Consider the following 24,974-nt stretch of genomic DNA (forward strand, 5'->3'; position numbering starts at 1 on the left):
CAGACCGCGGGCCCCGGAGACGTTCGATCGTCACCGGRGCCCGCAACCATGTGTCAGACCGTGAGCTTGCGCAGGGTCTCCTCGTGCAGCAGACCGTTCGAGGCCACCGCGTCGGCGCCGTTCGCGCCCTCGAAGCCGTCCAGGCCGGTGAACCGGCCGCCCGCCTCCTGCACCACGATGCACGGCGCGGCCATGTCCCACAGGCTCAGCTCGGGCTCGGCGGCGATGTCCACCGCGCCCTCGGCGACCATCATGTACGACCAGAAGTCGCCGTACGCGCGGGTGCGCCAGCAGGACCGGGAGAGGTCGAGGAAGGCGTCCAGGCGGGCCCGCTCCTCCCAGCCGGTGAGCGAGGAGTAGGAGAGCGAGGCGTCCTCGAGGCGGGAGACCGAGGAGACGTGGATCCGGCTCGCCTTGGCCAGGCTGCGGCCGGCGTACGCGCCCAGGCCCTTGGCGGCCCACCAGCGGCGCTGCAGTGCCGGGGCGGAGACGATGCCGACCACCGGGTGCTGCTCACCGTCCGGGCCGACCTCCAGCAGCGAGATCAGGGTGGCCCAGACCGGGACGCCGCGGACGTAGTTCTTGGTGCCGTCGATCGGGTCGATCACCCAGCGGCGCGGCCCGGAGCCCTTGAGGCCGAACTCCTCGCCGAGCACCGCGTCGCGCGGCCGGGCGCGCTGCAGCACGCTGCGCACCAGCTCCTCGGCGGCCTTGTCCGCGTCGCTCACCGGGGTCAGGTCGGGCTTGGTCTCGACCTTGAGGTCCAGCGCCTTGAAGCGCTCCATGGTGATCGAGTCGGCCGAGTCGGCGAGGACGTGGGCGAGTCGGAGATCGTCGTGATAGTCGGCCATGCCCGAAAGATTAAGCGAGTGTCCACGGATCTGGACAGTTCGGCTCGCGAACTGGACGGTCCGTCAGTGCCCGGAGCCGCTCAGCTGGAGACCGATCACGCCCGCGATCACGAGCGAGATCGAGACCAGCTTGAGGGTGGAGGTGGTCTCGTCCATGTAGATCATCCCGTAGATGGCCGTCCCGGCGGCGCCGAGCCCGGTCCACACCGCGTAGGCCGGGCCGACCGGGAGGGTCTTGAGCGAGAGGGTGAGCAGTCCGAAGCTGCCCAGGGCGAAGACGCAGAAGCTGACGGTGGGCCAGAGCTTGGTGAAGCCGTCGCTGAGTTTCAGGTTGATCGCGAAACCGGTCTCCAACAGTCCGGCGATGATCACCAGGGCCCATGCCATCGGAGCCGACTCCCCTCGCAAGGCCGGACCGACCGGTCCGACCTTCCTATGATCACCGCGCGAGGGGCTTCCAACACTTCTGACGGGCCGAAAGACTTCCGTCAGTCACCTTCCCGCGCCTCCTTGGAGGAGAGCAGGCGACGGAGCGAGTACAGCCTGGCCTGTTCGGCGTGGCCGTCGGCGACCCAGGCGTCCAGGGCGCAGTCGGGCTCGTCGTGGCTGCACGCGCGGGGGCAGCCCTCGGTGCCGGGCTCCAGGTCGGGGAAGGCCAGGATGACCCGGGACGGGTCGATGTGGGAGAGGCCGAAGGAGCGGAAGCCGGGGGTGTCGATCACCCAGCCGGGATCGAGGGCCTTCTTGGATCCCGGCTTCGCCCCGGGCGGCGGCGGCAGCCGGAGCGCCAGTGCCGAGACGGTGGTGTGCCGCCCCCGGCCGGTGACCGCGTTGACCACACCGGTGGACCGCTGGTGCAGCGGCACCAGGGCGTTCACCAGGGTGGTCTTGCCGACCCCCGAGTGCCCGATGAAGACGGTGGAGAGCCCGCGCAGGTGCTCCCGGACCGCCTCCGCCCCGGCGGTCTCCAGCTCGTCCCGCCGGGTCACCACGTAGTCGATGCCGAGCGGCGCGTACGCCTCCAGCAGCGGCTCGGCCGAGGCCAGGTCCGCCTTGGTGAGCACCAGCAGCGGCCGCATCCCGGCGTCGTACGCCGCCACCAGGCAGCGGTCGATCAGCCGGGGCCGGGGCTCCGGGTCGGCCAGCGCGGTGACGATCGCCAGCTGCTGGGCGTTGGCCACCACGATCCGCTCGAACGGGTCGTCGTCGTCCGCCGTGCGGCGCAGGACCGAGCGGCGCTCCTCGACCCGGACGATCCGGGCCAGCGTGTCCACTTCACCCGAGAGGTCGCCGATCACGTGCACCACGTCGCCGACCACCACGCCCTTGCGCCCCAGCTCGCGCGACTTCATCGCCATCACCTGGCGCTCCTGCTTGGTGCCCGCCTCGACCAGGCAGGTCAGCCGGCCGCGGTCGACGGTCAGGATCATCGCCTCGGCGGCGTCCTCGTGCTTGGGCCTGATCCTGGTCCGCGGCTTGGAGCCCTTGCGGCCCGGGCGGTTGCGGATGTCGTCCTCGTCGGCGTCCTTGCCGTAACGGCGCATCTCCCGACTCCCCGTCAGCCCTGGCCGAGCAGGTCGGCCCACATCTGCGGGAAGTCCGGCAGGGTCTTCGCGGTGGTCGCCACGTTCTCCACCTGCACCCCGGGTACGGCCAGACCGATCACCGCGGCGGCGGTGGCCAGCCGGTGGTCCTCGTAGGTGTGGAAGACGCCGCCGTGCAGCGGGCGCGGCCTGATCCGCAGACCGTCCTCGGTCTCGGCGGCGTCGCCGCCCAGGTCGTTGATCTCCTTGACCAGCGCGGCCAGCCGGTCGGTCTCGTGCAGCCGCAGGTGCGCGATGCCGTACAGGTGCGACTCGGAGTCGGCGAGCGCGGCGACGGCCGCGATCACCGGGGTCAGCTCGCCCACGTCGTGCAGGTCGGCGTCGATCCCGTGGATCTTGCCGGTACCAGTGAACTCCAGGCCCTCGTCGGTCAGTTCGCAGCTGCCGCCCATCCGGGTGTACAGGTCGCGGAGCTGGTCGCCCGGCTGGTAGGTGTGCTTGGGCCAGTCCCGGACGGTGACCCGGCCGCCGGTCACCAGCGCGGCGGCGAAGAACGGCGCGGCGTTGGAGAGGTCAGGCTCGACCACCAGGTCACGGCCGATCAGCGCGCCCGGGGTGACCCGCCAGACGTCCTTCTCGCCACCGTCCTCCGGCGCGTCCACCTGGACGCCGGCCTTGCGGAGCATGTCGACCGTCATCCGGATGTGCGGAAGAGAGGGGACGGTGCCGCCGATGTTCCGGATTTCCACGCCGTTGTTGTAGCGGGCGCCGGAGAGCAGCAGGGCACTGACGAACTGTGAGGAGGACGAGGCGTCGAGCTCGACCGGGCCGCCGTCCAGCGCGCCCGTGCCGTGCACGGTGAGCGGGAAGCCGCCGCGGCCGCCGTCGTCGATCCGGGCGCCGAGGGCGCGCAGCGCGTCGATCACGCCGTGCTGGGGTCGCTCGTAGCTGCGCGGGTCGCCGTCGAAGTGCACCGGGCCGTCGGCGAGGACGGCGAGCGGGGGGAGGAAGCGCATCACGGTGCCCGCGTTGCCGACGTCCACCTGGGCCGGGCCGCGGAGCTGGCCGGCCGGGATGATCCGCCACGCCTCGCCGCCGCCGGTGCCGCCGCTGGCGTTGTTGACGGTCTCCTCGATGCCGACGCCCAGGGCGCGCAGGCCGTCGGCCATCAGCTGGGAGTCCCGGCTGCGGAGCGGCCGGCGGATCCAGCCCGGGCCGTCCGCCAGCGCGGCCAGCACCAACGCACGGTTGGTCGCCGACTTCGATCCGGGGATGGTCACGGTGGCGTCGACGGCGCCGGTCGCAACGGGGGCGGGCCACAGGGCTTCGGTCATGGGGTCAGTCTAGGTGCCGGTCGGCCTCCGGCCCGGTTGCGCTGTCGGGGAGCGGTGAGGAGGTCCGGTGCAGGGGTCGAACGGCAAAGTGCCTGACCATTTATGTAAGGGCGACCTTTTTTGAGAATGGCGTCGCAGTTCCCCGAGCCCCTGACGGGGCTCTCCCTCGCTAGAGAGCGAGCAGCCAGGTGCCGCCCACGGTGAGGGAGGCGAGGGCGACCAGGAGGAAGAGGCCGACCCAGAAGAGCGGGCCGATCCGGGTGAGGCGGGCGAGTTGGTCGGCGTCGGTGCTGCGGGCGCCCTCGCGGCGTCGCTTGCCCTGGAGCTCCAGCACCGGGCGGACGCCCGCGAGCAGCAGGAACCAGACGCCCAGGTAGGCGAAGGCGGCCTGGAGCTGGCTGCTGCCGTACCAGGAGATCAGGAAGAAGGCGGCTCCGGTGACCACCACCGAGAGCAGGCCGAAGGCGTTCCGGATCATGATCAGCAGCCCGGCCAGCAGCACGATGGCGATCCAGAGCAGCTGGGTGACGTGCTGCCCGGCCAGCAGGGCGGCCCCGCCGAGGCCGAGCAGGGGCGGAGCGGTGTACCCGGCCGCCGCGGTGAGGATCATGCCGGGGCCGGTGGGCGGGCCCGAGGAGATGGTGAGGCCGGAGGTGTCGGAGTGCAGGCGGATGCCGGCCAGCCGACGCTTGGTCAGCAGGGCGACCAGGCCGTGGCCGCCCTCGTGGGCGATGGTCACCACGTTGCGGCTGAGCCGCCAGACCGGGTGCGGCAGGATCGCCAGCAGGGCGACCGCCGCGCTGCCGAGCACCAGCCAGTGCGGTGGCCCCGGCTGGGTGGCGGTGACGGTGTCCCACAGTCCCGCGAAGTCCATTCCGTACCTCCTTGCCGCGTTCGGACCAGCACCCTCCCATGCCAGGACGGCGGGAGGGAACCGCCCGGTTCTGCGGATCGGATGAGAAGGCCCGTGGCAAGCTGATCACCATGTGCGGACGTTTCGCCTCCACCACCGCGCCCCAGGACCTGGTCGAGGTCTTCGGGGTCGAGCAGTGGGACCCGACCGAGACCATCGCGCCGAGCTGGAACGTGGCGCCGACCGACCCCGGCTTCGTGGTGCTGGACCGGCCGCCGAAGGGCGGCGGGGCGCCGGTCCGGCAGCTGCGGGTGGTGCGCTGGGGTCTGGTGCCGGCCTGGTCGAAGTCGCCGGAGACGGCGGTGAAGATGATCAATGCCCGGGCGGACACCGTGCACGAGAAGCCCGCCTACCGGCAGGCGTTCGCGTCCCGGCGCTGCCTGCTGCCGGTGGACGGCTACTACGAGTGGGAGACCATACCCAGCGAGAAGGGCAAGCCGCGCAAGCAGCCGTTCTTCGTGCACCGGGCCGACGGCACCGTGCTGGCGCTGGCCGGCCTGTACGAGTTCTGGCGGGACCGCCGCTTCCCGGCCGACCACCCCGAGGCGTGGCTGGTCACCTGCACGGTGGTCACCACCGACGCCGAGCCCGCGCTGGCCCCGATCCACCACCGGATGCCGCTCTTCCTCGACCCGGAGTCCTTCGACGCCTGGCTCGACCCGGCGCTGAGCGACCCGGACGAGCTGCGCGGCCTGCTGGTCCCGCCGCCGCCCGGCGCGCTGCTGGCCCGGCCGATAGGTCCGGCGGTCGGCAACATCCGTAACAACGGCCCCGAACTGCTGCGACCGCTCAGCGAGCTCGAGCCGGACGGCAGCACCCTCTTCTGACGGACTCTTCTGACGGAGCGCCATGCTTGTCCCCACCCCTGTCGGCGACGCCCGGATCACCCTGTACCCCGCCGACGGCCAGGCCCACGCCCTGCTGGCGCTCGGTCACGGCGCGGGCGGCGGGGTCGAGGCCCGCGACCTGCAGGCGCTGGCCGCCGCGCTGCCCGCGCGCGGGATCACCGTGGCGCTGGTCGAACAGCCCTGGCGGGTGGCCGGGAAGAAGATCGGCCCGGCCCCGAAGACCTTGGACCGGGCCTGGTTGCCAGTGATGGCCCAACTGGCCGGGCAGCGGCTCCCGTTGGTGGTCGGCGGCCGCAGCGCGGGCGCCCGGGTGGCCTGCCGGACCGCCGGGCCGACCGGTGCCGTCGGCGTGGTCGCGCTGGCCTTCCCGCTGCACCCGCCGGGCAAGCCGGAGCGGAGCCGGGCCGAGGAGCTGCTCGGCACCGGCTGCCCGACCCTGGTGGTGCAGGCCGGGCAGGACACCTTCGGCACACCCGAGGAGTTCCCTGAACTCCCGGTCGGCCACCGGCTGGTGGCGGTCCCGTACGGGAGCCACGGTTTCGCCGTGCCCAAGCGGGCCCCGCTCGGGCAGGAGGAGGCGTTGGATCTGGTCACCGCCGCGGTCGGGGACTGGATTCTGGAGCTCTGAACGCCCGGGCATTCGACGCACCGGGAATTCCCTGACACCCGGCCGGGTTTACACCTGACGTCAGCAAGGTGTACCGGTGGAAGGCAGGGCAGGATGGGTTCGATCGCGTGCCCCGAACGGCCGGACGAGCGGGCGGCGGCCAGTGCCGCAGTGCCCGACTGGTCCGAGTGGCTGGTCGCGGGCGAGAAGCCCGTCAGCCCGATATCCTCGCTGTCGGGTCGGCCCACTCAGGTGCCGGCTCGTAAAGCCGAGGAGGTGGGTCCGGTCGTCGGAGCGGAGCACGAGGCCGAGCCGGTCGAGACGGAGCCGGGCAGCGAGATGCTGACCGGTGACGAGCTGGCCGAGGCGATCGGTGAGGACACCTTCCGGGTGTCGGTCGACGAGACCGACGACGCCAGACGCGACCGCTTCGAGCGGGACGCCCTGGGTTACCTGGACCAGATGTACTCAGCGGCGCTGCGGATGACCCGGAACCCGGCCGATGCCGAGGACCTGCTCCAGGAGGCCTTCGCCAAGGCGTACGCCTCCTTCCACCAGTTCCGCGAGGGCACCAACCTCAAGGCCTGGCTGTACCGGATTCTCACCAACACCTTCATCAACTCGTACCGGAAGAAGCAGCGGGAGCCCCAGCGCACCGCCGCCGAGGAGATCGAGGACTGGCAGCTGGCCAGGGCCGAGTCGCACATGTCGACCGGCCTGCGGTCGGCCGAGACCCAGGCGCTCGACCACCTGCCGGACAGTGACGTGAAGGACGCCCTGCAGGCGATCCCGGAGGAGTTCCGCATCGCGGTCTACCTCGCGGACGTCGAGGGCTTTGCGTACAAGGAGATCGCGGACATCATGGGTACTCCCATCGGCACGGTGATGTCCCGTCTGCACCGTGGCCGTCGTCAGTTGCGCGGCATGCTGGAGGACTACGCCCGTGAGCGCGGGCTCGTCCCGGCCGGCAGCGGGGCAGGGCAGGAAGCGAAGGGCTCGGGCTCATGAGCTGCGGCGATCCGCACGACACCGACTGTGGAGAGGTACTCGACCACCTCTACGAGCTGCTCGACAACGAGATGGCCGAGGGCGACTGCGCCAAGCTGAAGGTGCACTTCGAGGAGTGCTCCCCGTGCCTGGCGGAGTACGGCCTGGAGCAGGCCATCAAGGCGCTGGTCAAGCGTTCCTGCAGCAGCGAGCACTCCCCGGCCGACCTGCGTGGCAAGGTGCTGGCCCGGATCGACTCGATCCGGGCGGGGCAGCGGGCCGGCGAGTCGCTGACCGAGTCGCTGACGGTGGCCGAGGCCGCCGAGTAGGACCCTCCGTCCCTCCCGTAATGGTTCGCCGTCCGGTCGGTCATCACTCGTTCGAGTGAGTTGGCACTGCGCCGACCGGGGCATTCCGTGATCGGGCGTCCGCTCCGCCGGGACGGGCCCTATTCTCCTGACGAGCACTCAGCCCTTGGGTGCCCCAGGGGAACTGTGGCCGTGGCGGGGAGGCGGAGATCGCTGACGAGGACCCGGGCCCGGCCCTGCCGGGAGCGGCGCTGCGATACGGCGCCGTGGTGCTGCTCGGCGCGGTCGGCGCCCTGCTGCCGCTGGTGCTGACCGGCCCCGGCTGGCTGGCCGGTCCGGTGGACTGGCCCCGGGTCGGACTGCTGGCCGTGCTGAACGTCTGCTGGGGCTCGCTCGCCCAGGGCGGCCCGACCCCGTGTCTGCGGCTGCTCCGGGCGGTAGTGCTCGGGCGGCGGCGGGCATCCGGGCAGCCGTCGGCTCCGGAGCGGGCCGGGCCGGTCTTCCTGCCGGTGCTGTTCGCCGGGGTGCTGATGCTCCCGCCGGCCGCTGCCGCGCTGGTCGCGCTGCCCGCCGCACTGACCGCCCCGGCCGCCGCGCCGAAGGCCGCCCGCCGGGTCTGGAACGCCGCCCAGCTGGCGCTCTCCGCGTTCGCCGCGGCCGTGCTGTTCCGGCTGCTGCCCGGGCCCGAGCTGCTGCTCGGCTCCCGGTTCCCGGTCGCGGTGCTGCCCGCGCTGGCGGCCGTACTGCTGTTCTGTCTGGTCAACTCCGCGCTGGTGGGCGGGATGCGGCGGCTGGCCGAGCCCGGCCGGCCGAGCGCCCCGCCGGTCGGTGCGGTGCTGCCGGCGCTGCTGCACGGGGCCGGCGGGCTGATGGTCGCGGTGCTCTGGCAGGGCCCGTACGGCGCCTTCGCCGCGGTGCTGGCGCTGCTGCCGTTCTCCATCTCGGCCTGGGTCTCCGCCCAGGGGCACCGGGAGCGGACGGCCCACCAGGCCACCGTCCAGGCGCTGGTGCAGGCGGTGGAGATCAAGGACGCGTACACCCGGGGCCACAGCGAACGGGTCGGCCGGGCCGCCGTGCTGATCGCCCGTCAGCTCGGGATGGCGGAGGACCGGCTGCGCACCCTGCACTTCGCGGGCACCCTGCACGACGTGGGCAAGCTCGGGGTGGCCACCGAACTGCTGCGGCGGAACGGGCCGCTGACCGAGGCCGAGCGGCGGGCGGTCGAGGTGCACCCGGTGTTCGGCTTCGAGCTGGTCCGGGGGATCGACTTCCTCGGCGAGGCCAGGGACGGCATCCTGCACCACCACGAGCGGCTGGACGGGCGCGGCTACCCGAAGGGCCTGGCGGGGGAGCGGATCCCGGAGTTCGCCCGGATCATCTCGGTCGCGGACGCCTTCGACTCGATGACCTCCACCCGCTCCTACCGGCGCGGCCGGCCGGTGGCCGAGGCGGTGACCGAGCTGCAGCGCTGCGCGGGCAGCCAGTTCGACCCGGCGATGGTGCTGGCTCTGGTCGAGGCGGTCCGGCTGCACGGCTGGGAGCCCGCGCTGCCGCCGCCCGGCGGCTGGGCCGGGGAGGTCCCGGACATCCCGCTCGGCGTCCCCGAACCGGCCCGCCGCCCGGCCGGCGACCTGCTGCCCGGTGCGCCGTGACCAGGGCACTCCGGGTCACCGCGGCCCTGCTCCTGCTGCTCGGCTGCGCCGACGCGCTCTCCCACGGCATCTCCGCGCCGCTGGTGGCGGCGGCCTTCGGGGCGGTGATCGCGGTCGGCGAGCGGGTCCGGGTCACTCTCCCGGGCGATCGCGAGCAGGCCCCGATCGGTACCGCCGTCGCGCTGGCGTACGCGCTGCTCGGGCCGCTGCACGGGCTGCCCACCACGCACGGTGTCTCGCAGGTGGTGGCGGTGGCCGGGATCGGCACGCTGGCCGGGCTCGCGCCGCTGCACAGTCGCCACCGGCACCGGCGGTGCCGCCCGGAGCCGGGCCGGGTGGACGGGGCGGTCCGGCGGCTGCTCACGGTGGGGTTCGCGGCGCTGCTGTTCCAGCCGCTCTACAACAGCGGCGCGCTGGACCAGCTGCCGCTGGCCGGACCCGCGTACGGGGTGTTCCTGACGGGGGTGGCGGCGCTGGCCGCGCTCTGCGACGCCACCCTGGCGGCGGTCCAGCGGCGGGCCAGGACAGGGCTGCGGTTCGCCGCCGCGCTGGAGGACGAGCTGCGCTCGCTGCTCGGGATCGGTTCGGCGATCGTCGCCACCGGGATGCTGATCAGCCTGCTGGCGGGGGAGGTGGGGCTCTGGGCGCTGCCGCTGTTCTGCGCCCCGCTGCTGCTGGCCCAGGCCGCGTTCCGGCGGGCGGCGGCCGTCCGGGCCACCACCGGGCAGACCATCGAGACGCTGGCCAGGGCCACCGAGGTGGCCGGGTACACCCCGCCGGGCCATGCCCGCCGGGTGGCCGACACCGCCTGCGCGCTCGGCCGCGAGCTGGGCCTGGGCAGCCGGGACCTCGCCCTGCTGGAGTACGCCGCGCTGATGCACGACATCGGTCAGCTCTCGCTGGTGGAGCCGGTCCCGGACGGGGCCACCGCCCTGTTGCCCCAGCCGGAGCAGCAGCGGATCGCCCGGCTCGGCAGCGAGGTGATCAGCCGGACGGGCGTGCCCCGGCAGGTGGCCGGACAGGTGGCCAGGCTGGCCGATCCCTGCCGCGGCCCGGACGGCGACGCGGACCGGACGCTGCCGCTGGCGGCCCGGATCATCCGGGTGGCGAACGCTTTTGACGACCTGTCGGCTGCCGCCCGCCGCCGGGGCCTGACCGAGCAGGCCGGTCGGCAGGAGGTGTTCGAACTGCTCCGGTCGGAGTCCGGCCGGCTCTACGACCCCCGGGTGCTGGACGTACTGGCCCGATCCGCCGCAGTCGTCGCCCGACCCGACTGAACCCAGACCCACCCCCCAATGGCCGGTCGGTCTTGGGTGCGAGGAGCGCGGCCGACGGGCGGCGTGGTTGGATGCGGTCATAGCGTGGAAAGCCGGGGATGAAGCCCCGACGGACCGGGAACGGCACACCGGCGGACGACTACGGCAGGGACGGAACGTGAGGATCTTCCACCGCGCACGACACCGGCCGTCGGCGACCTGGCGGCAGACCACCGACCGCGCCTTCACCCTGATCGGTGACGGCCGCTACGAGGACGCCGGGCCGCTGCTGGTGATGGCCGCCGACCTGGAGCCCTGGCTCTCCGACTCCTGGTTCAACCTTGCCCTGCTGCACAAGTTCCGCCGGGACTGGGACCAGGCCAGAGCGGCCGGCCTGCGCGCGGTGGCGCTGCTGGACCGCGAACAGGGCGCCCCGGACTGGTGGAACCTCGGCATCACCGCGACCGCCCTGCAGGACTGGGCGCTGGCCCGGCGGGCCTGGCAGGCGTACGGCCTGCGGCTGCCCGGCGGCGCCCAGGACGGCACCGTCCAGCTCGACCTGGGCACCACCCCCGTCCGGCTCTCCCCGGAGGGCGAGGCCGAGGTGGTCTGGGGCCGGCGGCTCGACCCGGCCCGGATCGAGGTGCTCTCCATCCCGCTGCCCTCCTCGGGCCGCCGCTGGGGCGAGGTGGTGCTGCACGACGGCGCCCCGCACGGTGAGCGGGTCGCGGACGGGGTGGCGTACCCGGTCTTCGACGAGATCGAGCTCTGGGCGCCCTCACCGGTGCCGACCTACGTGGTGCTGCTGCAGGCGGCCACCGCGGCCGACCGAGACGCGCTGGAGCGGCTGGTCGCCGACGCGGGGTACGCGGCCGAGGACTGGACCTCCTCGGTCCGGTTGCTCTGCCGGACCTGTTCGGAGAGCCGGATGGCGGCCGACGACGGCCGCACCGTGCACCACGACCCGCACGACGACGGCGACGCGGCCCACCCGGGCCACCTCAGCCACCTGAGCCAGGCGGGCTCCGGCCTGTCCTGGCTGACCGAACGGGAGTGCGGGATCGCCGCCCCGGCCCAGCTGGTCGGCAGCCTGCTGGACCGCTGGGTGGCCGTCTCACCCGCCACCCGGGCCTACCGGGACCTCGAAGAGGTCTGCTAGTAAGGGCCTGCGGTATGCCGGGCGCCGTACTCTTTACCCGGTAGATCTTCGGCAGACCCAGAAAGCGGAAGCAACGATGGCGGATCAGCACGACCACGCGCACGACCACGACCACGCGCACGACCACGCGCCCGAGGAGGCCGCGGAGCCGAAGGTGGTCGGCGAGCTGCCCGACCTCTCCAAGGGCACCGCCCGCCCGATCACCGTGGTCGGCAACCCCGTGCTGCACCGTGAGGTCAAGACGGTCACCGAGTTCGACGCGGAGCTGGCCTCGCTGATCGACGACATGTTCGTGTCGATGTACGCGGCCGAGGGCGTCGGCCTGGCGGCCAACCAGATCGGCGTGGACGCCAAGGTGTTCGTCTACGACTGCCCGGACGACGACGGTGTCCGGCACGTCGGCCACGTGATCAACCCCGTGCTGGAGGACCTGCCGGCCGGGCAGCGGCAGCTGGACGACTCCCCGGAGGGCTGCCTCTCGGTGCCCACCGCCTACATGGAGCTGGCCCGCCCCGACTACGCCGCCGTCACCGGCCAGGACAAGGACGGCAACCCGATCCGGGTCGAGGGCTCCGGCTTCTACGCCCGCTGCCTCCAGCACGAGACCGACCACCTGTACGGCTACCTGTACATCGACCGGCTCTCCAAGCGGGACCGTAAGGACGCGCTGAAGCAGATGGCCGAGGGCACCCCCAAGTACGCCACCGTCGCCAACGACTGACGACTGGTCAAGGGCCGGTTCCGGGTACGCCCGGAGCCGGCCCTTCGTGCTGCCCCGGCTCGTACGGCAGCCCCGGGTGGCCGACCTGACTGGGTCGGCGCCCGAAGATGGCGGCCGGTCGGAGGTTCTGTTGGACTCGGTCGGCGCAGGACTCGGGGGCTGTGCGCGCATCCATGAACCTGAGGGGATTTCACACCGATGAGCATCATCAGCTGGAACGGCACCGAACCGGAGAACCCGCTGGTGCCCGGCGACGCCACCGAACGTGACAGCGTGAAGATCGTGAACGCCCTGTTCACCGGTCTGGTCGAGTACGACCCCAACACGGCCGAGCCCCGCACGGCGGTGGCCAAGTCGATCGACTCGGCCGACTCCCGCGTCTACCGGATCACACTCAACCCGGGGTGGACGTTCCACGACGGCACGCCGGTGACCGCCGCGAGCTTCGTCGACGCCTGGAACTACACCGCCTACGGCCCGAACGGGCTGCAGGGCGCCGAGTACCTGTCCCACATCGAGGGCTACGAAGCGACCCAGAACGGGACGACGGAGGAGCTGTCAGGTCTGCAGGTGATCGACGACAGCGTCTTCGAGGTGACGCTGTCGGCGCCGTTCTCCGCCTTCGTGACCCAGCTCGGCTACACCGCGTTCTTCCCCCTGCCGCGCAGCTTCTTCGCCGACAACCTGGCGTTCGAAGCCCATCCGGTCGGCAACGGCCCGTTCAGCTTCGGGTCGCACACCCCCGGCGTGAACATCGTGCTGAACCGCTACGAGGCCTACGCCGGGGCCCGCAAGCCGCGCGTGGACGGCGTGGAGTTCCGGTTCTACCGGATGCTCGAGGACGCCTACGCGGACGTGGTGGCGAACCGGCTCGACTACCTCGACTTCGTCCCGGCGGACGCGCTCGACGGCGGCCGGTACAAGCAGGAACTGGCCGGGCGCTACGTGGCCAAGCCGTACATGGGCGTGCAGTCGATCTCGTTCCCGATGTGGGACCCGCGCTTCGGTGACCGGCGGGTGCGGCAGGCGATCTCGATGGCCATCGACCGGCAGTACGTGATCGACACGGCCTTCGACGGCGACAAGATGCTCCCCGACGGCCTGGTGCCGCCGATCGTGCCCGGGTACGGCGGCAACGCCAGTGGGGACCTGTGCACCTACCAGCCGGAGAAGGCGAAGGCGCTGTTCGAGACCACCGGCTTCGAGGGCCCGATCGAGCTGACCTCCAACGACGACTCGGCCAACCAGGTGTGGATCGACGCGGCCTGCCGCACGATCACCGCAGCGCTGGGCGTCGAGGCCAGGTACGCGCCGGTGCCGACCTTCGGTGAGTTCCGCAAGCTGATCAACGAGCAGAAGGTCACCACGATCTTCCGTTCCGGCTGGGTCGCCGACTACCCGTCGATCGAGAACTTCCTCAACCCGATCTTCCGCACGGGTGCGGCGGTGAACGGCTCCGGCTACTCCAACCCGGAGGTGGACGCGCTGCTGGCCGAGGCGGATGCGGCGCCCTCGGAGAAGGAGGGCTGGGAGCTCTACCAGCAGGCGGAGAAGATGATCCTGCAGGACATGCCCGCGATTCCGCTCTGGTACCAGAAGGTCGAGTCGGGCTGGTCCACCAGGACCGGGAACGTCACCGTCACGCCGCTGCTGCAGCTGGACCTGTTCGACGTGACGATCACGGACTGACCCCCGGGCGAGAGCGCCACCACACCGTCACCACACCGGGGTTTCCTGAATTCGGAACCGCCCTGTCAGCTGAGTCAAAGGAGACGACATGCCGTCCGAGACCGTGGAACTGCCGAACATCCGGGTGACCGCCGAGCCGGCGCCGAGCATCACCACCGACGCCCAGTACGAGCGCGAGTGGCTCCCGTCCGACATCGCGCCGGTCAAGTAACGCCGGACGGCGGGCCGGTCACCGGGCCGGAACGTCGCCCGCTACCGGCTGGGCCTGACCGTGCTCGCCCGGCACTTCCCGGAGGCGGCCGGCCGGTTCGCGCGGCTGGGGGAGGCCGAGGACGCGGCGCTCCGCCCGTTCCTCTACGACCCGGTGCTGCGGAACGCCTTCGAGAACGACATGGTCGCGCTGGAGAACCACCGGCAGGCCCCGAGCGAGTTCGCCCGGCAGCTGACCGAGGCAGACCTGGACGCCGGCGACGGGCTCGGACCGACCGAGCGGCTGATGGCGCGGCGCGGCCGGCCGTGGGCCGGCCGAGGGGTCGGCTGGGTGTGGACCGAGCTCCGCCCCGAGGTGGCCGAACTGCCGCTCGCCGTACGGCTGGAGGAGCTCAAGCAGGGCAGCTTCACCGACCTGCGCGGCGCCCGCCGGGTCACCCCGGACGAAGCACAGCTGGCCGGGCTCGGCCGGGGCGCAGAGCTGCTGGCCGCCCTGCTGCCGTACGCGGGTGCGGGGGTCTTCCCGCATGTCTCGCTGGTCGGTCTGGCCCAAGGGGCGGCCGACGACGGCGAGTTGCACTCGTTCTCCGGCGGCGACCCGCTGCCCTCGGCGCTGTTCATCGCGCCGGAGCACCTGAGTGACCCGTGGATGACCGCCGAGATCCTGTTGCACGAGGGGCTGCACCTCAAGCAGTTCGACATGCTGCGGACCGGCTCGCTGGTCGCCGACCCCGGCCACCAGGTGGAGATCCCCTGGCGGTTGACCCCGTGGTCGCTGACCCGGGTGCTGGCCGCCCTGCACGTCTACACCCACCTGGTGCTGTTCTTCGCGGCCGCCGCCGACGCGCCGGCCGAGCTGCGCGAGCGCTTCGGCGCACCGCCGGTCACCGAGGGCGTGGGGGTGCCGACGCCGGGCAGCCGGGCCGCCGTGGAGGGCGGGTACGTCACCAGCGCCGAGCGGGCCGGCCATCTCGGGCGGCAGGCGCTGGAGGTGCACGGCGAGGCGCTGACCCCGGCCGGCCGACGGTTCGTCAGGTGGCTGCTGGACGCGGTGGCGCCGCTGGCGCCGAACGTCCGGGTGACCGTCCCCGAACCCGTCGCCACGCCGGCCGCGGCGCCCGCGCTCGACCCGCGCGGCTACCGCAAGGCCGAGCCGGTGGCGGTCTGCGCACTGCCGGAGCAGCACCAACTACTCGCCTACGCACCGGAGTCGGCGCGGTTCCACTGGCTCAACGAGCACGCCTGGCTGATCTACGCGCTGTGCGACGGCAGTACGCCGGAGGAGATCGGCGCGGCCTACGCCCGGCAGGGCGGCGGCGTCGCCGACGCCGGGTTCGCGCTCGGCATCGCGGGGCTGGCGGCGGCCGGACTGGTGGTCCCGGTCACCGAGCTGCACCGGCGGATCCCGGCGGGGGACGCCGCACTGCAGCTGGTCTGAACAGCGCGGAAGGGSGCGGGGRGAACCCCCCCCCCCTCCCGGGGGGGGCCGGCCGTCGAAGCCGAACGGGTTGCTGGAGCCGTACCGGATCGGCAGGCCGAGGCGGGCCAGCCGTTGGTCGGCGACCGCCTGCAGGTACTCCCGCATCGAGGCGGTGTTCATCCCCGGCAGGCCCTCACCGCAGAGGTCCTCGGCGAACTGGAGCTCGGCCTCGACGGCCTCCTCCAGCATCGCGGTGACCTGCTTGGCCATCTCCTCGTCGAAGAGGTCGGGCTCCTCGGCGCGGACGGTGTCCACCACCGAGAAGGCGAAGTCCATGTGCATGGACTCGTCCCGGAACACCCAGTTGGTGCCGGTGGCCAGACCGTGCAGCAGGCCCCGGGACCGGAACCAGTACACGTACGCGAAGGCGCCGTAGAAGAACAGCCCCTCGACGCAGGCCGCGAAGCAGATCAGGTTGAGCAGGAAGGCCCGGCGGTCGTCCTTGCTCTGCAGCGAGTCGAGGTGGTCGACCGCGTTCATGTACTTGAAGCAGAACTGCGCCTTCTGGTGGATGGAGGGGATGTTCTCCACCGCGTCGAAGGCCGCCGACCGGTCCTCGGGATCGGGCAGGTAGGTGTCGAGCAGCGTCAGGTAGAACTGGACGTGCACGGCCTCCTCGAACAGCTGCCGGGACAGGTAGAGCCGGGCCTCGGGGGAGTTGATGTGCTTGTAGAGGCTCAGCACCACGTTGTTGGAGACGATCGAGTCACCGGTGGCGAAGAAGGCGACCAGACGGCCGATCATGTGCCGCTCGCCGTCGCTGAGCTTGGCGAGGTCGGCGACGTCGGAGTGCAGGTCCACCTCCTCGACGGTCCAGGTGTTCTTGATCGCGTCGCGGTACTTGTCGTAGAACGACGGGTAGCGCATCGGACGGAGCGTCAGCTCGAAGCCCGGGTCGAGCAGCATCTTCTCGCGGTCGGGGGTGGTGCTCACTGGCAGGCCTCGCAGGACTCGGGGTTCTCCAGGGAGCAGGCGAGCGCTGCCTCCTCCTCCGGAGTGAGGGTGGTCGGAGCGGCCACCGCGACGGGGGCGGACGGCGCCGGGACGGCGGCGCGGGCGGCACCGGAGGCGGCCTGGGCGATCCGGGTGGCCGGGCGCGAGCGCAGGTAGTAGGTGGTCTTCAGACCGACCTTCCAGGCGTACGCGTACATCGAGCTCAGCTTGCCGATGGTCGGCGCAGCCATGAAGAGGTTCAGCGACTGGCTCTGGTCGATGTACGGCTGCCGGGCGGCGGCCAGGTCGATCAGCGCCCGCTGCGGCAGCTCCCAGGCGGTGCGGTAGAGCGAACGGACCTCGGCGGGCAGCCAGTTGAGGTCCTGCACCGAGCCGTTCGACTCGCGCAGCGCGTCCCGGGTCTGCGCGTCCCAGACGCCCAGCTCCTTGAGGTCGCGGATCAGGTACGGGTTGACCTGGAGGAACTCGCCGGAGAGGGTCTCGCGCTTGAACAGGTTGGACACCTGCGGCTCGATGCACTCGTACACGCCGGCGATCGAGGCGATGGTCGCGGTCGGCGCGATCGCCAGCAGCAGCGAGTTGCGCAGGCCGGTCTCGGCGATGGTGGCGCGCAGCGCGTCCCATCGGTCGGCCCACTGCGGCGCGGTCTCGAAGTGGTCGATGTGCAGCTGGCCGCGGGCGGCGCGGGTCTCCGCGTACGCCTCGTGCCGGCCGAGCTGGACGGCCAGCTCGCTGGAGCGCTCGTAGGCGACCAGCATGATCCGCTCGGCGATCAGCGTGGAGAGCTGCTTGGCCTCGGCCGAGTCGAAGTCCAGCCGGAGCTGGAAGAAGACGTCCTGAAGGCCCATCACGCCGAGGCCGACCGGGCGCCAGCGGGAGTTGGAGGTGCCGGCCTCGGGGGTCGGGTAGAAGTTGATGTCGATGACCCGGTCCAGGAAGGTCACGGCGGTGCGCACGGTGGCGTCCAGCCGGTCCCAGTCCATGGAGTTGAGCAGGTCGGCGGCGGTGGCGCCGATCGCGACGTGCGCACCGAGGTTGACCGAGCCGAGGTTGCAGACCGCGGTCTCGGAGTCGTCGGTGACCTCCAGGATCTCGGTGCAGAGGTTCGAGGAGTGCACGGTGCGGCCGGGCACGGCGGTCTGGTTGGCGGCCCGGTTGGCGGCGTCCTTGAAGGTCATCCAGCCGTTGCCGGTGGTGGCCAGGGTGCGCATCATCCGGGCGTACAGGGTCTGCGCCGGGATGGTGCGGACGGCCTTGCCCTCGGCTTCGGCCTTCAGGTAGGCGGCGTCGAAGTCGGCGCCCCAGAGGTCGACCAGCTCGGGCACGTCGGCGGGGGAGAACAGCGACCAGTCGGCGTTGGCGTTCACCCGGCGCATGAACTCGTCCGGGATCCAGTGCGCGAGGTTCAGGTTGTGCGTACGCCGCGCCTCCTCGCCGGTGTTGTCGCGGAGCTCCAGGAACTCCTCGATGTCGGCGTGCCAGGTCTCCAGGTACACGCAGGCGGCGCCCTTGCGGCGGCCGCCCTGGTTCACCGCGGCGACCGAGGAGTCCAGGGTGCGCAGGAACGGGACGATGCCGTTGGACTTGCCGTTGGTGCCGCGGATCAGGCTGCCGCGCGAACGGATCCGGCTGTAGGAGAGGCCGATGCCGCCGGCGTGCTTGGAGAGCCGGGCGATCTGCGCGTAGCGGCTGTAGATCGAGTCCAGGTTGTCCAGCGGCGAGTCCAGCAGGTAGCAGGAGGACATCTGCGGGTGCTTGGTGCCGGAGTTGAAGAGCGTCGGCGAGGAGGTCAGGTACTCCAGGCGGCTCATCAGGGTGTAGAGCTCGGCCACCTCGGCCACCGACTGCTCGGTGTCACCGACCGCGAGACCGGCCGCGACCCGGAGCAGGAAGTGCTGCGGGGTCTCGATCACCTTGCGGGTGATCGGGTGGCGCAGCAGGTACCGGGACTGCACGGTGCGCAGGCCGAAGTACTCGAAGCGGTCGTCGCCCTGCTGGTCGATCAGGGCGTCGAAAGCGTCGGAGTGCTTGGCCACGAACGCGGCGGTGACGTCGCCGATCAGGCCCTCGGTGTGGCCGACCACGATCGAGGCGGAGAAGGAGACGGCGCCCTGGCCGATCGCCTCGTCCTGGATCTCCAGGGCGAGCAGGCGGGCGGCGAGCTTCGAGTACTGCGGGTCCTCGGCGATCATCGAGGCGGCAGCTTCCACGGCCAGTCCGCGCAGCTCGGCGAAGTCCGAGTTGGCGTTCCGGCCGCGCAGCGCAGCGGCCGCGACGTGGCCGGGGTCCACCTGGGGCAGGTCGATGCTGCGGTCGGTGAGCAGCCGAAGCAGCGCAGCACCAGGGTCGGTGTGAGCGGAGTCGGCAGAACCCTGGGAGGGCAGGGCAACTGAGGCAGCGATGGTCAAGGCGCTTCTCTCCTGGCGGCGGCGGTCGGCGAGGGGCTACCGGACCGTCAGGGCACAGGGGAGCGGCGCGGAACACCTGACGGCGCGCGCGAATACCCCCCCGGCCCGCCCGCGAGGCCCGGATGTCACTGCTGTGCTGAATGGCGTCTGCGGGGAAGCCGTGTCGCACACCGTCGGCAGGTCCTCGGACTCACGGGCGCCCCTTGGGCCGCGCGCTCACCGCTGCGGGGCAGTCCCGGAATCACACCGGGTTCCCCTGCTTCGACAGCGAGAGCGAGCATACATGTAGTGGCACCCTGCCGACGTGACCCCACATCTTGTGCGCGCAGTGTGTCGGGCTGACTCCTCGTCGGGTTCGGGGACGACGCCGTCGGATCGGTCGGCGGACGGTCGGCGCACACTGCCCGGGCACAAAACAGTCACCGATCGGCCCTGCGTCGGCGCTTTGGATTACTATCTCGCCTCATGAGCGAGGGAACGGGTACGCCGACCGGTCAGCAGCCCGAACAGCCGATACCGGGCCAGCCGGTCCCGCAGCCTCCGTACCCGCAGCCGGGGCCGGGGCAGCCGGGTGGCATGTATCTGCCGCAGCAGGCCCCGTGGCAGCAACAGCAGCAGTTCGGCGGGCCGGTTGAGCCCGACTGGGCCGATCTGGCGGACCGTCACGAGCAGGAGTCCCGCAAGCGCCGTCGGCGCCTGATCGGTGGCGTCGTCGTCGCCGTCCTGGTGGTCGGCGCCCTGACCGCCACCGGTGTGGTGATCGCGGGCAAGCGCGGGGAGGAGCCCAAGCCCGGCCCGACCACAGCCGTCTCCTCGCCGGCGGCCTCTCCCGCGAAGCCCACCCCATCGCCGAAGGCCGCCGACCTGTTGGCGAGTACGGCCACCGACAAGGGGCCGACCGATGCCGCAGCCCTCTTCCCGGCCCAGACCAGGACGATCGACGGCCGGACCTGGACCCGACTGGTCACGGACAGCGACGCCGCCTGCGGCACGACGACGGGCGGGCTGGGCAAGGTCCTGGTCGGCGCTTCCTGCCGGGGCCTGGTGCGCGCCAGCTACGTCTCCGAGGGCAGCGTGGTGACGGTCGGAATCGCGGTGTTCGAGAAGAAGGAGAGCGCCGACGCGGTGCTGGCCAAGCATGTCGGGGCGATCCAGGGGCTGGTCGAGAAGGGCGCCAACTTCTGCACCTCGGGCGGCTGCCCGGAGACGCACGCCTCGCTCGGCCGGTACGTGTTCTACACGGTGGCCGGCTCGCTCAAGCCCGAGGTGAAGGACGACCCGGTCTCGGCGGCCGCGGCCAAGTCCTTCGCGGACTTCACCAAGAAGACCCTGACGGACCGGGTCATCAAGAAGGCCTCGGAGAGCCCGGCCGGCTGACGCCCGCGGGCCGGACGGCTCGTCAGAAAGCCATCGCGTAGACCAGCAGGCGCACCCCGGGTCGGACGTCCCAGTCCCGCTCGGGGGTTCGCCGGAAGCCCAGCCGCTCGTAGAGCCGGTGGGCCGAGGTCATCGACGGGCGGGTGGAGAAGGCCATCCCGGTCAGCCCGAGCTCCCGGCTGCGGGCGATCGAGGCGCGGACCAGGGCCTCGCCCGCTCCCCGGCCGCGCGCCGCGCCGCTGACCGCGAGCATCCGGATCTCACCCTCGGACGGTTCGGCGATGTCGGCGAAGCCGGTGCCGCCGACCGCGAAGGTCACGCAGCCGAGCACTCGTCCGTCGGCCGGATCGACCGCGACGAGGAGTTCCGCCTGCTCGAACCGAGGGCGGGCGTCAAGGAGTTGAGCGGCGTAAGGGCCGTCGGCCGGGCTGTGGCCGTCACCGACGAAGGCTTCGTGGGTGACGGCTCCGACTGCTTCGAGATCGGCTTCGACGGCGCGGCGGATGACGAGGTCCATGCTGCCAGTCTGCCCGAACGCGAGTCCGATGCGGCGGGCAGGGCGCCGAGCAGCCGGTCGCCGGGAGCGGGTTCGCGGGGATAGCCGCCGGGGTGGTGCCAGTTGTCGCGGCCGTGCCGGGAGTTGCGCTCGACGTCCCGGCCGACCAGCGCGCCCAGCAGGGCGAACGAGCCGAGGACGGCGAGCAGGGCCAGGGCACTTGCGAGGGTGGAGGAGTTCATGGCTCCACTCTCCCGCCGCCCGCGCGGCGGGACGAGTGGCAGAAATGACCTGTTGCATCGATATCCTGCCATCGGGCATCCTGACAGCATGCTGCAGAACGTCGTCACCGTGGTGCTGGAAGAGGTCCACCCCTTCGAACTCGGCCTGGCCTGCGAGGTCTTCGGCCTCGACCGGAGCGACAACGGCCTGCCGGTCTACGACTTCGCGGTGGCCTCCGACCGGCCGGGGAAGCTGCGCACCCACGCCGGGTACAGCATCGACGTCGAGCACGGTGCCGAACGGCTGGCCCAGGCCGACCTGGTGATCGCCGCCGCCACGACGATCCGGGACGAGTACCCGGCGCCGCTGATCGAGGCGCTGCGGGCGGCGGCCGAGCGCGGCGCGCGCGTTCTCTCGATCTGCAGCGGCGCCTTCCTGCTCGGCGCCGCCGGGCTGCTGGACGGCCGCCGCTCCACCACCCACTGGCGGCACACCGACCGGCTGGCCGCCCGCTTCCCGCTCACCAGGGTCGAGCCGGACGTGCTCTACGTGGACGAGGACCCGGTGATCACCTCGGCCGGCACCGCCGCCGGGATCGACGCCTGCCTGCACCTGGTCCGCAAGCTCCAGGGCGCCGAGGTGGCCCGTGGGATCGCCCGGCGGATGGTGGTCGCGCCGCACCGGGACGGCGGGCAGGCCCAGTTCGTCGCCCGGCCGCTGCCGGAGAACGACGAGGACTCGCTCGGCGGCCTGCTCGACTGGCTCCGCCGGCACCTGCACCAGGAGCTGACGGTGGAACAGCTCGCCGCCCGGGCCCACATGTCGCCGCGCACCTTCGCCCGCCGGTTCCAGCAGGAGACCGGCACCACCCCGCACCGCTGGCTCACCAACCAGCGCCTGCTCCAGGCCCAACGCCTGCTGGAGGGCACCAACGAGCCGGTCGAGATGGTCGCGGCCTCCTGCGGCTTCGGTAACGCGGCCACCCTCCGCCACCACTTCACCCGCTGGCTCGGCACCACCCCGCAGGCCTACCGCCGCACCTTCGGCTAGAGGTGGTCGGTGCGGTTCCACGAATCCGGGCGGAGCGAGCCGGCCCGGTTGCGCCAGAGACTGGTGGAGCAGTTGGCGACGGGGGGGAGATCGAGCAGCTGGGATTCGCTCAACCGGTCGAGGACGTAACGGATCATCAGCACCGGGCAGTCGTGCGCGACCACCAGCACCGGCCGGCCGTCCTCCTCCTCACGGAGGTCCCGGAGCAGGCTCCGCACCCGCAGCGCGACGTCCAGAAACGATTCGCCGCCCGGCGGGCGGTAGTAGAGCTCGCCCATCTTGCGCCGGCGGGCCGCCTCGCCCGGGTGCTCCTTCTCGATCGCGGCCTTGGTGAGCATCTCCAGCACGCCCAACTCCCGGTCCCGCAGCCGGTCGTCGTGGCGGACGGTCAGACCGACCGGCACCGCCCCGAGCCCGCTCGCCTGGGCGAGCGCGATCCGGGCCGTCTCGGTGGTCCGCACGTAGGGCGAGCACCAGACCGAGCGCGGCCGGTCGGCCGGGGGGAGGGCGGCCCACCAGCGGCCGAGTGCCTGGGCCTGCGCCTGGCCGTGCAGCGAGAGCGGGATGTCGGCGTCCCGGCAGGTGATCGGGACGGTCAGCGCGCCGGTCTCGGTCGCGAGCTGGAACTCGACGTTGGCGATGCTCTCGCCGTGTCTGGTGGCGATCAGCACCGAGGGCTGGGGCGCCGGGGTGCGGACGGTGCTGCGGTGGCCGTTCAGGACGTTACTGCTGGGTTCCGCCATGTTCTTCTCCCCGTGGTCCGGTCATAGAAATGATCGCGCCGTCCTTCCAGTGTTGACCGGGAGGACGGCGCGATCACAGGGCGCGCGCGGTACGGGCCGGTGCGCCCGGGTGAATCAGTGCGCCGCGACAGGCTCCGGAGCCTCCGGGGCGTCGGCCGTCTTCGACCGGGGCGGGGCCTCGGCCGTGTAGTCGGACGAGCTGGTCTCGTCGACGCTGTCGGCCACCTTGGCGGCCCGCAGGACCAGCGTGAGCACCACGGTGACCAGCACGTTGAGCACGAAGGCGGTCAGGCCGATGTAGCCGATCTCGCCGATGCCGGGGATCTCGGCCGAACTGCCGCCGAAGTGCTTGGTGGCGGCCGAGGAGACCCCGTACGCCTTCCAGGTGCCGTAGGTCATGCCGACCGCCCAGCCGGCCAGCAGCGCCCAGCGGTGGAACCACCGGGTGAACAGGCCGCCGACGATCGACACGAAGGTCTGCAGGATCCAGATCCCGCCGAGCAGCTGGAGGTTGATCGCGAACTGCTTGTCCATCAGCAGCACGAAGGCCAGCGCGCCGACCTTGACCAGCAGCGAGGCCAGCTTGGCGACCTTGGTCTCGTCCGCCGGGGTGGCGGCCGGCTTCAGGAACTCCTTGTAGATGTTGCGGGTGAACAGGTTGGCCGCGGCGATCGACATGATCGCGGCGGGCACCAGCGCGCCGATCCCGATCGCGGCGAAGGCCACCCCGGTGAACCAGTCCGGGAACATGTTCTCGAACAGCTGGGGCACCGAGAGCTGCGGGTTGAAGCCCTTCACGCCGGTCCCGACACCGGCCGCGATGGCCATGAAGCCGAGCAGCGCGAGCAGACCGAGCATCAGCGAGTACGCGGGCATGATGGCCATGTTCCGGCGCACCGTGTTGCGGGACCTGGAGGCCAGTACGCCGGTCACCGAGTGCGGGTACATGAAGAGCGCCAGCGCCGAGCCGAACGCCAGCGTGGCGTACCCCCACTGCGCCTTCGGGCCGGTGATCAGCGCGCCCTTGGAGCCCGGGGCGCTGAACTTCTGCGCGGCCGAGTCGAAGATCGCGCCGTAGCCGCCGAGCCGCATCGGGATGTAGATCACCGCGACGATGATCACCAGGTACACCAGGGTGTCCTTGACGAAGGCGATCAGCGCCGGGGCGCGCAGGCCGGAGGAGTAGGTGTAGGCGGCCAGCACCGCGAAGGCCAGGAACAGCGGCAGGTCCTTGACGAACCAGTTGCTGTCCGCGCTGCCGCCGACCCCGAGCACGTCCAGCACGGCCTGGATGCCGACCAGTTGGAGCGCGATGTACGGCATGGTGGCCAGGATGCCGGTGAGCGCGACCACCAGCGCGAGCGGCCTGGAGCCGTACCGCCCGCGGACGAAGTCGGCCGGGGTGACGTAGCCGTGCACCCGGGAGACCGACCACAGACGCGGCAGGAAGAGGAAGACCAGCGGGTACGCGATGATCGTGTACGGCACCGCGAAGAAGCCCGCCGCGCCCGCCCCGTAGACCAGGGCGGGGACGGCGACGAAGGTGTACGCCGTGTAGAGGTCGCCGCCGAGCAGGAACCAGGTGACCCAGGTGCCGAAGCTGCGGCCGCCGAGGCCCCACTCGTCCAGGTGCTGGGCGTTGTCCGCCCGGCGCCAGCGCGAGGCCAGGAAGCCCATCACGGTGACCAGCACGAAGAACACCAGGAAGACCGTCAGCGCGGTCCAGTTGACGCCGGAGTGGCTCATGCGGACGCACCGCCCGCCGCGGCCTTGCGGGCCTGCTCGTCCCGGCGCAGCAGCAGGTACGCCGCCACTGTGAAGATCGCCGAGGCCGGCACCCAGGCCAGCTGGTACCAGTAGAAGAAGGGCAGTCCGCCCAGTTCGGGGGTGGCCTTGGTGTACGAGGACACCCAGAGCATCGCGACGACCGGGAGCAGCAGGCTCAGCCCGGCGAGCACCCGCGCGGGGGTGACCACCGGGAGCTGCGCTCCGGCCGGGGTTTCTGACGACATGTGAACGGCTCCGCTGGTGAGGGCTCACCTCAACGCGCCGCAACGCACAGGATCGTGCGTCCGCCGAGCAGCACCCGTGGTGATCGACTTGTCACTACGGCAGCGAAATCTAGGTCACCGGGTGACGCGTGTCACTACTCCGTGCTGAACTTC

At 71.9% G+C, this 24,974-nt stretch carries 23 protein-coding genes, 1 pseudogene and 1 riboswitch; of the genes and pseudogenes, 13 read left to right on the forward strand and 11 right to left on the reverse strand.

Translation table 11 applies throughout. The annotated features are described in order from the left end of the window. Positions 1–53 precede the first annotated feature (53 nt). The 5 genes from hisN to ACXJMZ_RS25695 all read right to left on the reverse strand — a co-directional run bounded on the left by hisN (position 54) and on the right by ACXJMZ_RS25695 (position 4,603). Positions 54–851: a histidinol-phosphatase gene (gene hisN / locus ACXJMZ_RS25675; RefSeq protein ID WP_457032408.1), complete on the reverse strand. Its 798-nt coding sequence runs from the start codon at positions 849–851 to the stop codon at positions 54–56. Between the two features lie 63 nt (positions 852–914). Further along, on the reverse strand, positions 915–1,238 hold the full coding sequence (locus ACXJMZ_RS25680; protein ID WP_457032409.1) for a DMT family transporter: 324 nt from the start codon (positions 1,236–1,238) through the stop codon (positions 915–917). Positions 1,239–1,339: 101 nt separating this feature from the next. Continuing rightward, a complete protein-coding gene (gene rsgA / locus ACXJMZ_RS25685) occupies positions 1,340–2,395 on the reverse strand; it encodes a ribosome small subunit-dependent GTPase A (RefSeq protein WP_457032410.1) in 1,056 nt (351 codons plus the stop codon). A 14-nt stretch (positions 2,396–2,409) separates the two neighbouring features. Next, positions 2,410–3,729, reverse strand: a complete 1,320-nt coding sequence (gene aroA / locus ACXJMZ_RS25690; protein WP_457032411.1) for a 3-phosphoshikimate 1-carboxyvinyltransferase — start codon at positions 3,727–3,729, stop codon at positions 2,410–2,412. Between the two features lie 169 nt (positions 3,730–3,898). Further along, positions 3,899–4,603, reverse strand: coding sequence for a M50 family metallopeptidase (locus ACXJMZ_RS25695; protein ID WP_457032412.1), 705 nt, complete (start codon positions 4,601–4,603; stop codon positions 3,899–3,901). A gap of 110 nt (positions 4,604–4,713) precedes the next feature. On the opposite strand from ACXJMZ_RS25695, the gene ACXJMZ_RS25700 reads away from it, so the two are divergent. From ACXJMZ_RS25700 to ACXJMZ_RS25750, 11 genes are all read left to right on the forward strand, one after another. Next, entirely contained in the window at positions 4,714–5,469 is a 756-nt protein-coding gene (locus tag ACXJMZ_RS25700; protein WP_457032449.1) for an SOS response-associated peptidase, read from the forward strand. Positions 5,470–5,491: 22 nt separating this feature from the next. Then, positions 5,492–6,118, forward strand: a complete 627-nt coding sequence (locus ACXJMZ_RS25705) for an alpha/beta hydrolase family protein (RefSeq protein WP_457032413.1) — start codon at positions 5,492–5,494, stop codon at positions 6,116–6,118. A gap of 255 nt (positions 6,119–6,373) precedes the next feature. Then, positions 6,374–7,105: a sigma-70 family RNA polymerase sigma factor gene (locus tag ACXJMZ_RS25710; RefSeq protein ID WP_369824306.1), complete on the forward strand. Its 732-nt coding sequence runs from the start codon at positions 6,374–6,376 to the stop codon at positions 7,103–7,105. Then, positions 7,102–7,413, forward strand: coding sequence for a mycothiol system anti-sigma-R factor (rsrA, locus tag ACXJMZ_RS25715; protein WP_457032414.1), 312 nt, complete (start codon positions 7,102–7,104; stop codon positions 7,411–7,413). Before ACXJMZ_RS25710 ends, rsrA begins: the two co-directional genes overlap by 4 nt. A gap of 149 nt (positions 7,414–7,562) precedes the next feature. After that, positions 7,563–9,044, forward strand: a complete 1,482-nt coding sequence (locus ACXJMZ_RS25720; RefSeq protein ID WP_457032415.1) for an HD-GYP domain-containing protein — start codon at positions 7,563–7,565, stop codon at positions 9,042–9,044. After that, the gene (locus ACXJMZ_RS25725) at positions 9,041–10,321 is read left to right on the forward strand and encodes an HD-GYP domain-containing protein (protein ID WP_457032416.1); all 1,281 of its coding nucleotides are present in this window, start codon (positions 9,041–9,043) and stop codon (positions 10,319–10,321) included. The genes ACXJMZ_RS25720 and ACXJMZ_RS25725 overlap by 4 nt, the downstream gene beginning before the upstream one ends. Positions 10,322–10,478: 157 nt before the next feature. Then, positions 10,479–11,459 carry a tetratricopeptide repeat protein gene (locus ACXJMZ_RS25730; RefSeq protein ID WP_457032417.1) on the forward strand — a complete coding sequence of 327 codons (981 nt, stop codon included), beginning with the start codon at positions 10,479–10,481 and terminating at the stop codon, positions 11,457–11,459. A 76-nt stretch (positions 11,460–11,535) separates the two neighbouring features. Next, positions 11,536–12,180 (forward strand): peptide deformylase, encoded by a 645-nt coding sequence (def, locus tag ACXJMZ_RS25735; RefSeq protein WP_457032418.1) that lies wholly within the window; start codon positions 11,536–11,538, stop codon positions 12,178–12,180. 198 nt (positions 12,181–12,378) lie between these two features. Beyond that, positions 12,379–13,869, forward strand: a complete 1,491-nt coding sequence (locus ACXJMZ_RS25740; protein WP_457032419.1) for a peptide ABC transporter substrate-binding protein — start codon at positions 12,379–12,381, stop codon at positions 13,867–13,869. Between the two features lie 88 nt (positions 13,870–13,957). After that, on the forward strand, positions 13,958–14,080 hold the full coding sequence (locus tag ACXJMZ_RS25745; protein WP_457032420.1) for a hypothetical protein: 123 nt from the start codon (positions 13,958–13,960) through the stop codon (positions 14,078–14,080). Positions 14,081–14,140: 60 nt separating this feature from the next. Next, complete coding sequence (locus ACXJMZ_RS25750) at positions 14,141–15,517, forward strand: aKG-HExxH-type peptide beta-hydroxylase (protein ID WP_457032421.1); 1,377 nt, start codon at positions 14,141–14,143, stop codon at positions 15,515–15,517. 57 nt (positions 15,518–15,574) lie between these two features. Here the strand turns inward: ACXJMZ_RS25750 and ACXJMZ_RS25755 are convergent. Together ACXJMZ_RS25755 and ACXJMZ_RS25760 are read right to left on the reverse strand one after the other, a co-directional pair. Continuing rightward, positions 15,575–16,465, reverse strand: a pseudogene (locus ACXJMZ_RS25755) (ribonucleotide-diphosphate reductase subunit beta); the annotation flags it as partial. A gap of 23 nt (positions 16,466–16,488) precedes the next feature. After that, positions 16,489–18,921, reverse strand: a complete 2,433-nt coding sequence (locus tag ACXJMZ_RS25760; protein ID WP_457032422.1) for a ribonucleoside-diphosphate reductase subunit alpha — start codon at positions 18,919–18,921, stop codon at positions 16,489–16,491. A gap of 158 nt (positions 18,922–19,079) precedes the next feature. After that, a riboswitch (cobalamin riboswitch) is annotated at positions 19,080–19,240 on the reverse strand. A gap of 146 nt (positions 19,241–19,386) precedes the next feature. Here ACXJMZ_RS25760 and ACXJMZ_RS25765 point away from each other — a divergent pair. Then, entirely contained in the window at positions 19,387–20,298 is a 912-nt protein-coding gene (locus ACXJMZ_RS25765; RefSeq protein WP_457032423.1) for a hypothetical protein, read from the forward strand. Between the two features lie 22 nt (positions 20,299–20,320). Here ACXJMZ_RS25765 and ACXJMZ_RS25770 read toward each other — a convergent pair whose 3' ends face one another. Beyond that, positions 20,321–20,815 carry a GNAT family N-acetyltransferase gene (locus ACXJMZ_RS25770; RefSeq protein WP_457032424.1) on the reverse strand — a complete coding sequence of 165 codons (495 nt, stop codon included), beginning with the start codon at positions 20,813–20,815 and terminating at the stop codon, positions 20,321–20,323. A gap of 309 nt (positions 20,816–21,124) precedes the next feature. Between ACXJMZ_RS25770 and ACXJMZ_RS25775 the strand changes: the two genes are divergently transcribed. Further along, the gene (locus ACXJMZ_RS25775) at positions 21,125–22,066 is read left to right on the forward strand and encodes a helix-turn-helix domain-containing protein (RefSeq protein WP_457032425.1); all 942 of its coding nucleotides are present in this window, start codon (positions 21,125–21,127) and stop codon (positions 22,064–22,066) included. Here ACXJMZ_RS25775 and ACXJMZ_RS25780 read toward each other — a convergent pair. The 3 genes from ACXJMZ_RS25780 to ACXJMZ_RS25790 all read right to left on the reverse strand — a co-directional run bounded on the left by ACXJMZ_RS25780 (position 22,063) and on the right by ACXJMZ_RS25790 (position 24,821). After that, the gene (locus ACXJMZ_RS25780; protein WP_457032426.1) at positions 22,063–22,809 is read right to left on the reverse strand and encodes a histidine phosphatase family protein; all 747 of its coding nucleotides are present in this window, start codon (positions 22,807–22,809) and stop codon (positions 22,063–22,065) included. The two genes, ACXJMZ_RS25775 and ACXJMZ_RS25780, sit on opposite strands and share 4 nt — an antisense overlap. 114 nt (positions 22,810–22,923) lie before the next feature. After that, the gene (gene mctP, locus ACXJMZ_RS25785; RefSeq protein WP_457032427.1) at positions 22,924–24,555 is read right to left on the reverse strand and encodes a monocarboxylate uptake permease MctP; all 1,632 of its coding nucleotides are present in this window, start codon (positions 24,553–24,555) and stop codon (positions 22,924–22,926) included. Continuing rightward, entirely contained in the window at positions 24,552–24,821 is a 270-nt protein-coding gene (locus tag ACXJMZ_RS25790; protein ID WP_057227003.1) for a DUF3311 domain-containing protein, read from the reverse strand. Before ACXJMZ_RS25790 ends, mctP begins: the two co-directional genes overlap by 4 nt. Positions 24,822–24,974: the final 153 nt, after the last annotated feature.

Source organism: Kitasatospora sp. P5_F3 (assembly GCF_054049135.1).

What these genes read in the sequence shown, in the direction of transcription:
- ACXJMZ_RS25695 (WP_457032412.1), bottom strand. Translation starts at nt 4,603, where the DNA reads ATGGACTTCGCGGGACTGTGGGACACCGTCACCGCCACCCAGCCGGGG.
- mctP (WP_457032427.1), bottom strand. Translation starts at nt 24,555, where the DNA reads ATGAGCCACTCCGGCGTCAACTGGACCGCGCTGACGGTCTTCCTGGTG.
- ACXJMZ_RS25775 (WP_457032425.1), top strand. Translation starts at nt 21,125, where the DNA reads ATGCTGCAGAACGTCGTCACCGTGGTGCTGGAAGAGGTCCACCCCTTC.
- ACXJMZ_RS25790 (WP_057227003.1), bottom strand. Translation starts at nt 24,821, where the DNA reads ATGTCGTCAGAAACCCCGGCCGGAGCGCAGCTCCCGGTGGTCACCCCC.
- rsrA (WP_457032414.1), top strand. Translation starts at nt 7,102, where the DNA reads ATGAGCTGCGGCGATCCGCACGACACCGACTGTGGAGAGGTACTCGAC.
- ACXJMZ_RS25765 (WP_457032423.1), top strand. Translation starts at nt 19,387, where the DNA reads ATGAGCGAGGGAACGGGTACGCCGACCGGTCAGCAGCCCGAACAGCCG.
- ACXJMZ_RS25700 (WP_457032449.1), top strand. Translation starts at nt 4,714, where the DNA reads ATGTGCGGACGTTTCGCCTCCACCACCGCGCCCCAGGACCTGGTCGAG.
- ACXJMZ_RS25770 (WP_457032424.1), bottom strand. Translation starts at nt 20,815, where the DNA reads ATGGACCTCGTCATCCGCCGCGCCGTCGAAGCCGATCTCGAAGCAGTC.
- aroA (WP_457032411.1), bottom strand. Translation starts at nt 3,729, where the DNA reads ATGACCGAAGCCCTGTGGCCCGCCCCCGTTGCGACCGGCGCCGTCGAC.
- ACXJMZ_RS25705 (WP_457032413.1), top strand. Translation starts at nt 5,492, where the DNA reads ATGCTTGTCCCCACCCCTGTCGGCGACGCCCGGATCACCCTGTACCCC.
- ACXJMZ_RS25680 (WP_457032409.1), bottom strand. Translation starts at nt 1,238, where the DNA reads ATGGCATGGGCCCTGGTGATCATCGCCGGACTGTTGGAGACCGGTTTC.
- def (WP_457032418.1), top strand. Translation starts at nt 11,536, where the DNA reads ATGGCGGATCAGCACGACCACGCGCACGACCACGACCACGCGCACGAC.
- ACXJMZ_RS25780 (WP_457032426.1), bottom strand. Translation starts at nt 22,809, where the DNA reads ATGGCGGAACCCAGCAGTAACGTCCTGAACGGCCACCGCAGCACCGTC.
- ACXJMZ_RS25740 (WP_457032419.1), top strand. Translation starts at nt 12,379, where the DNA reads ATGAGCATCATCAGCTGGAACGGCACCGAACCGGAGAACCCGCTGGTG.
- hisN (WP_457032408.1), bottom strand. Translation starts at nt 851, where the DNA reads ATGGCCGACTATCACGACGATCTCCGACTCGCCCACGTCCTCGCCGAC.
- ACXJMZ_RS25745 (WP_457032420.1), top strand. Translation starts at nt 13,958, where the DNA reads ATGCCGTCCGAGACCGTGGAACTGCCGAACATCCGGGTGACCGCCGAG.
- rsgA (WP_457032410.1), bottom strand. Translation starts at nt 2,395, where the DNA reads ATGCGCCGTTACGGCAAGGACGCCGACGAGGACGACATCCGCAACCGC.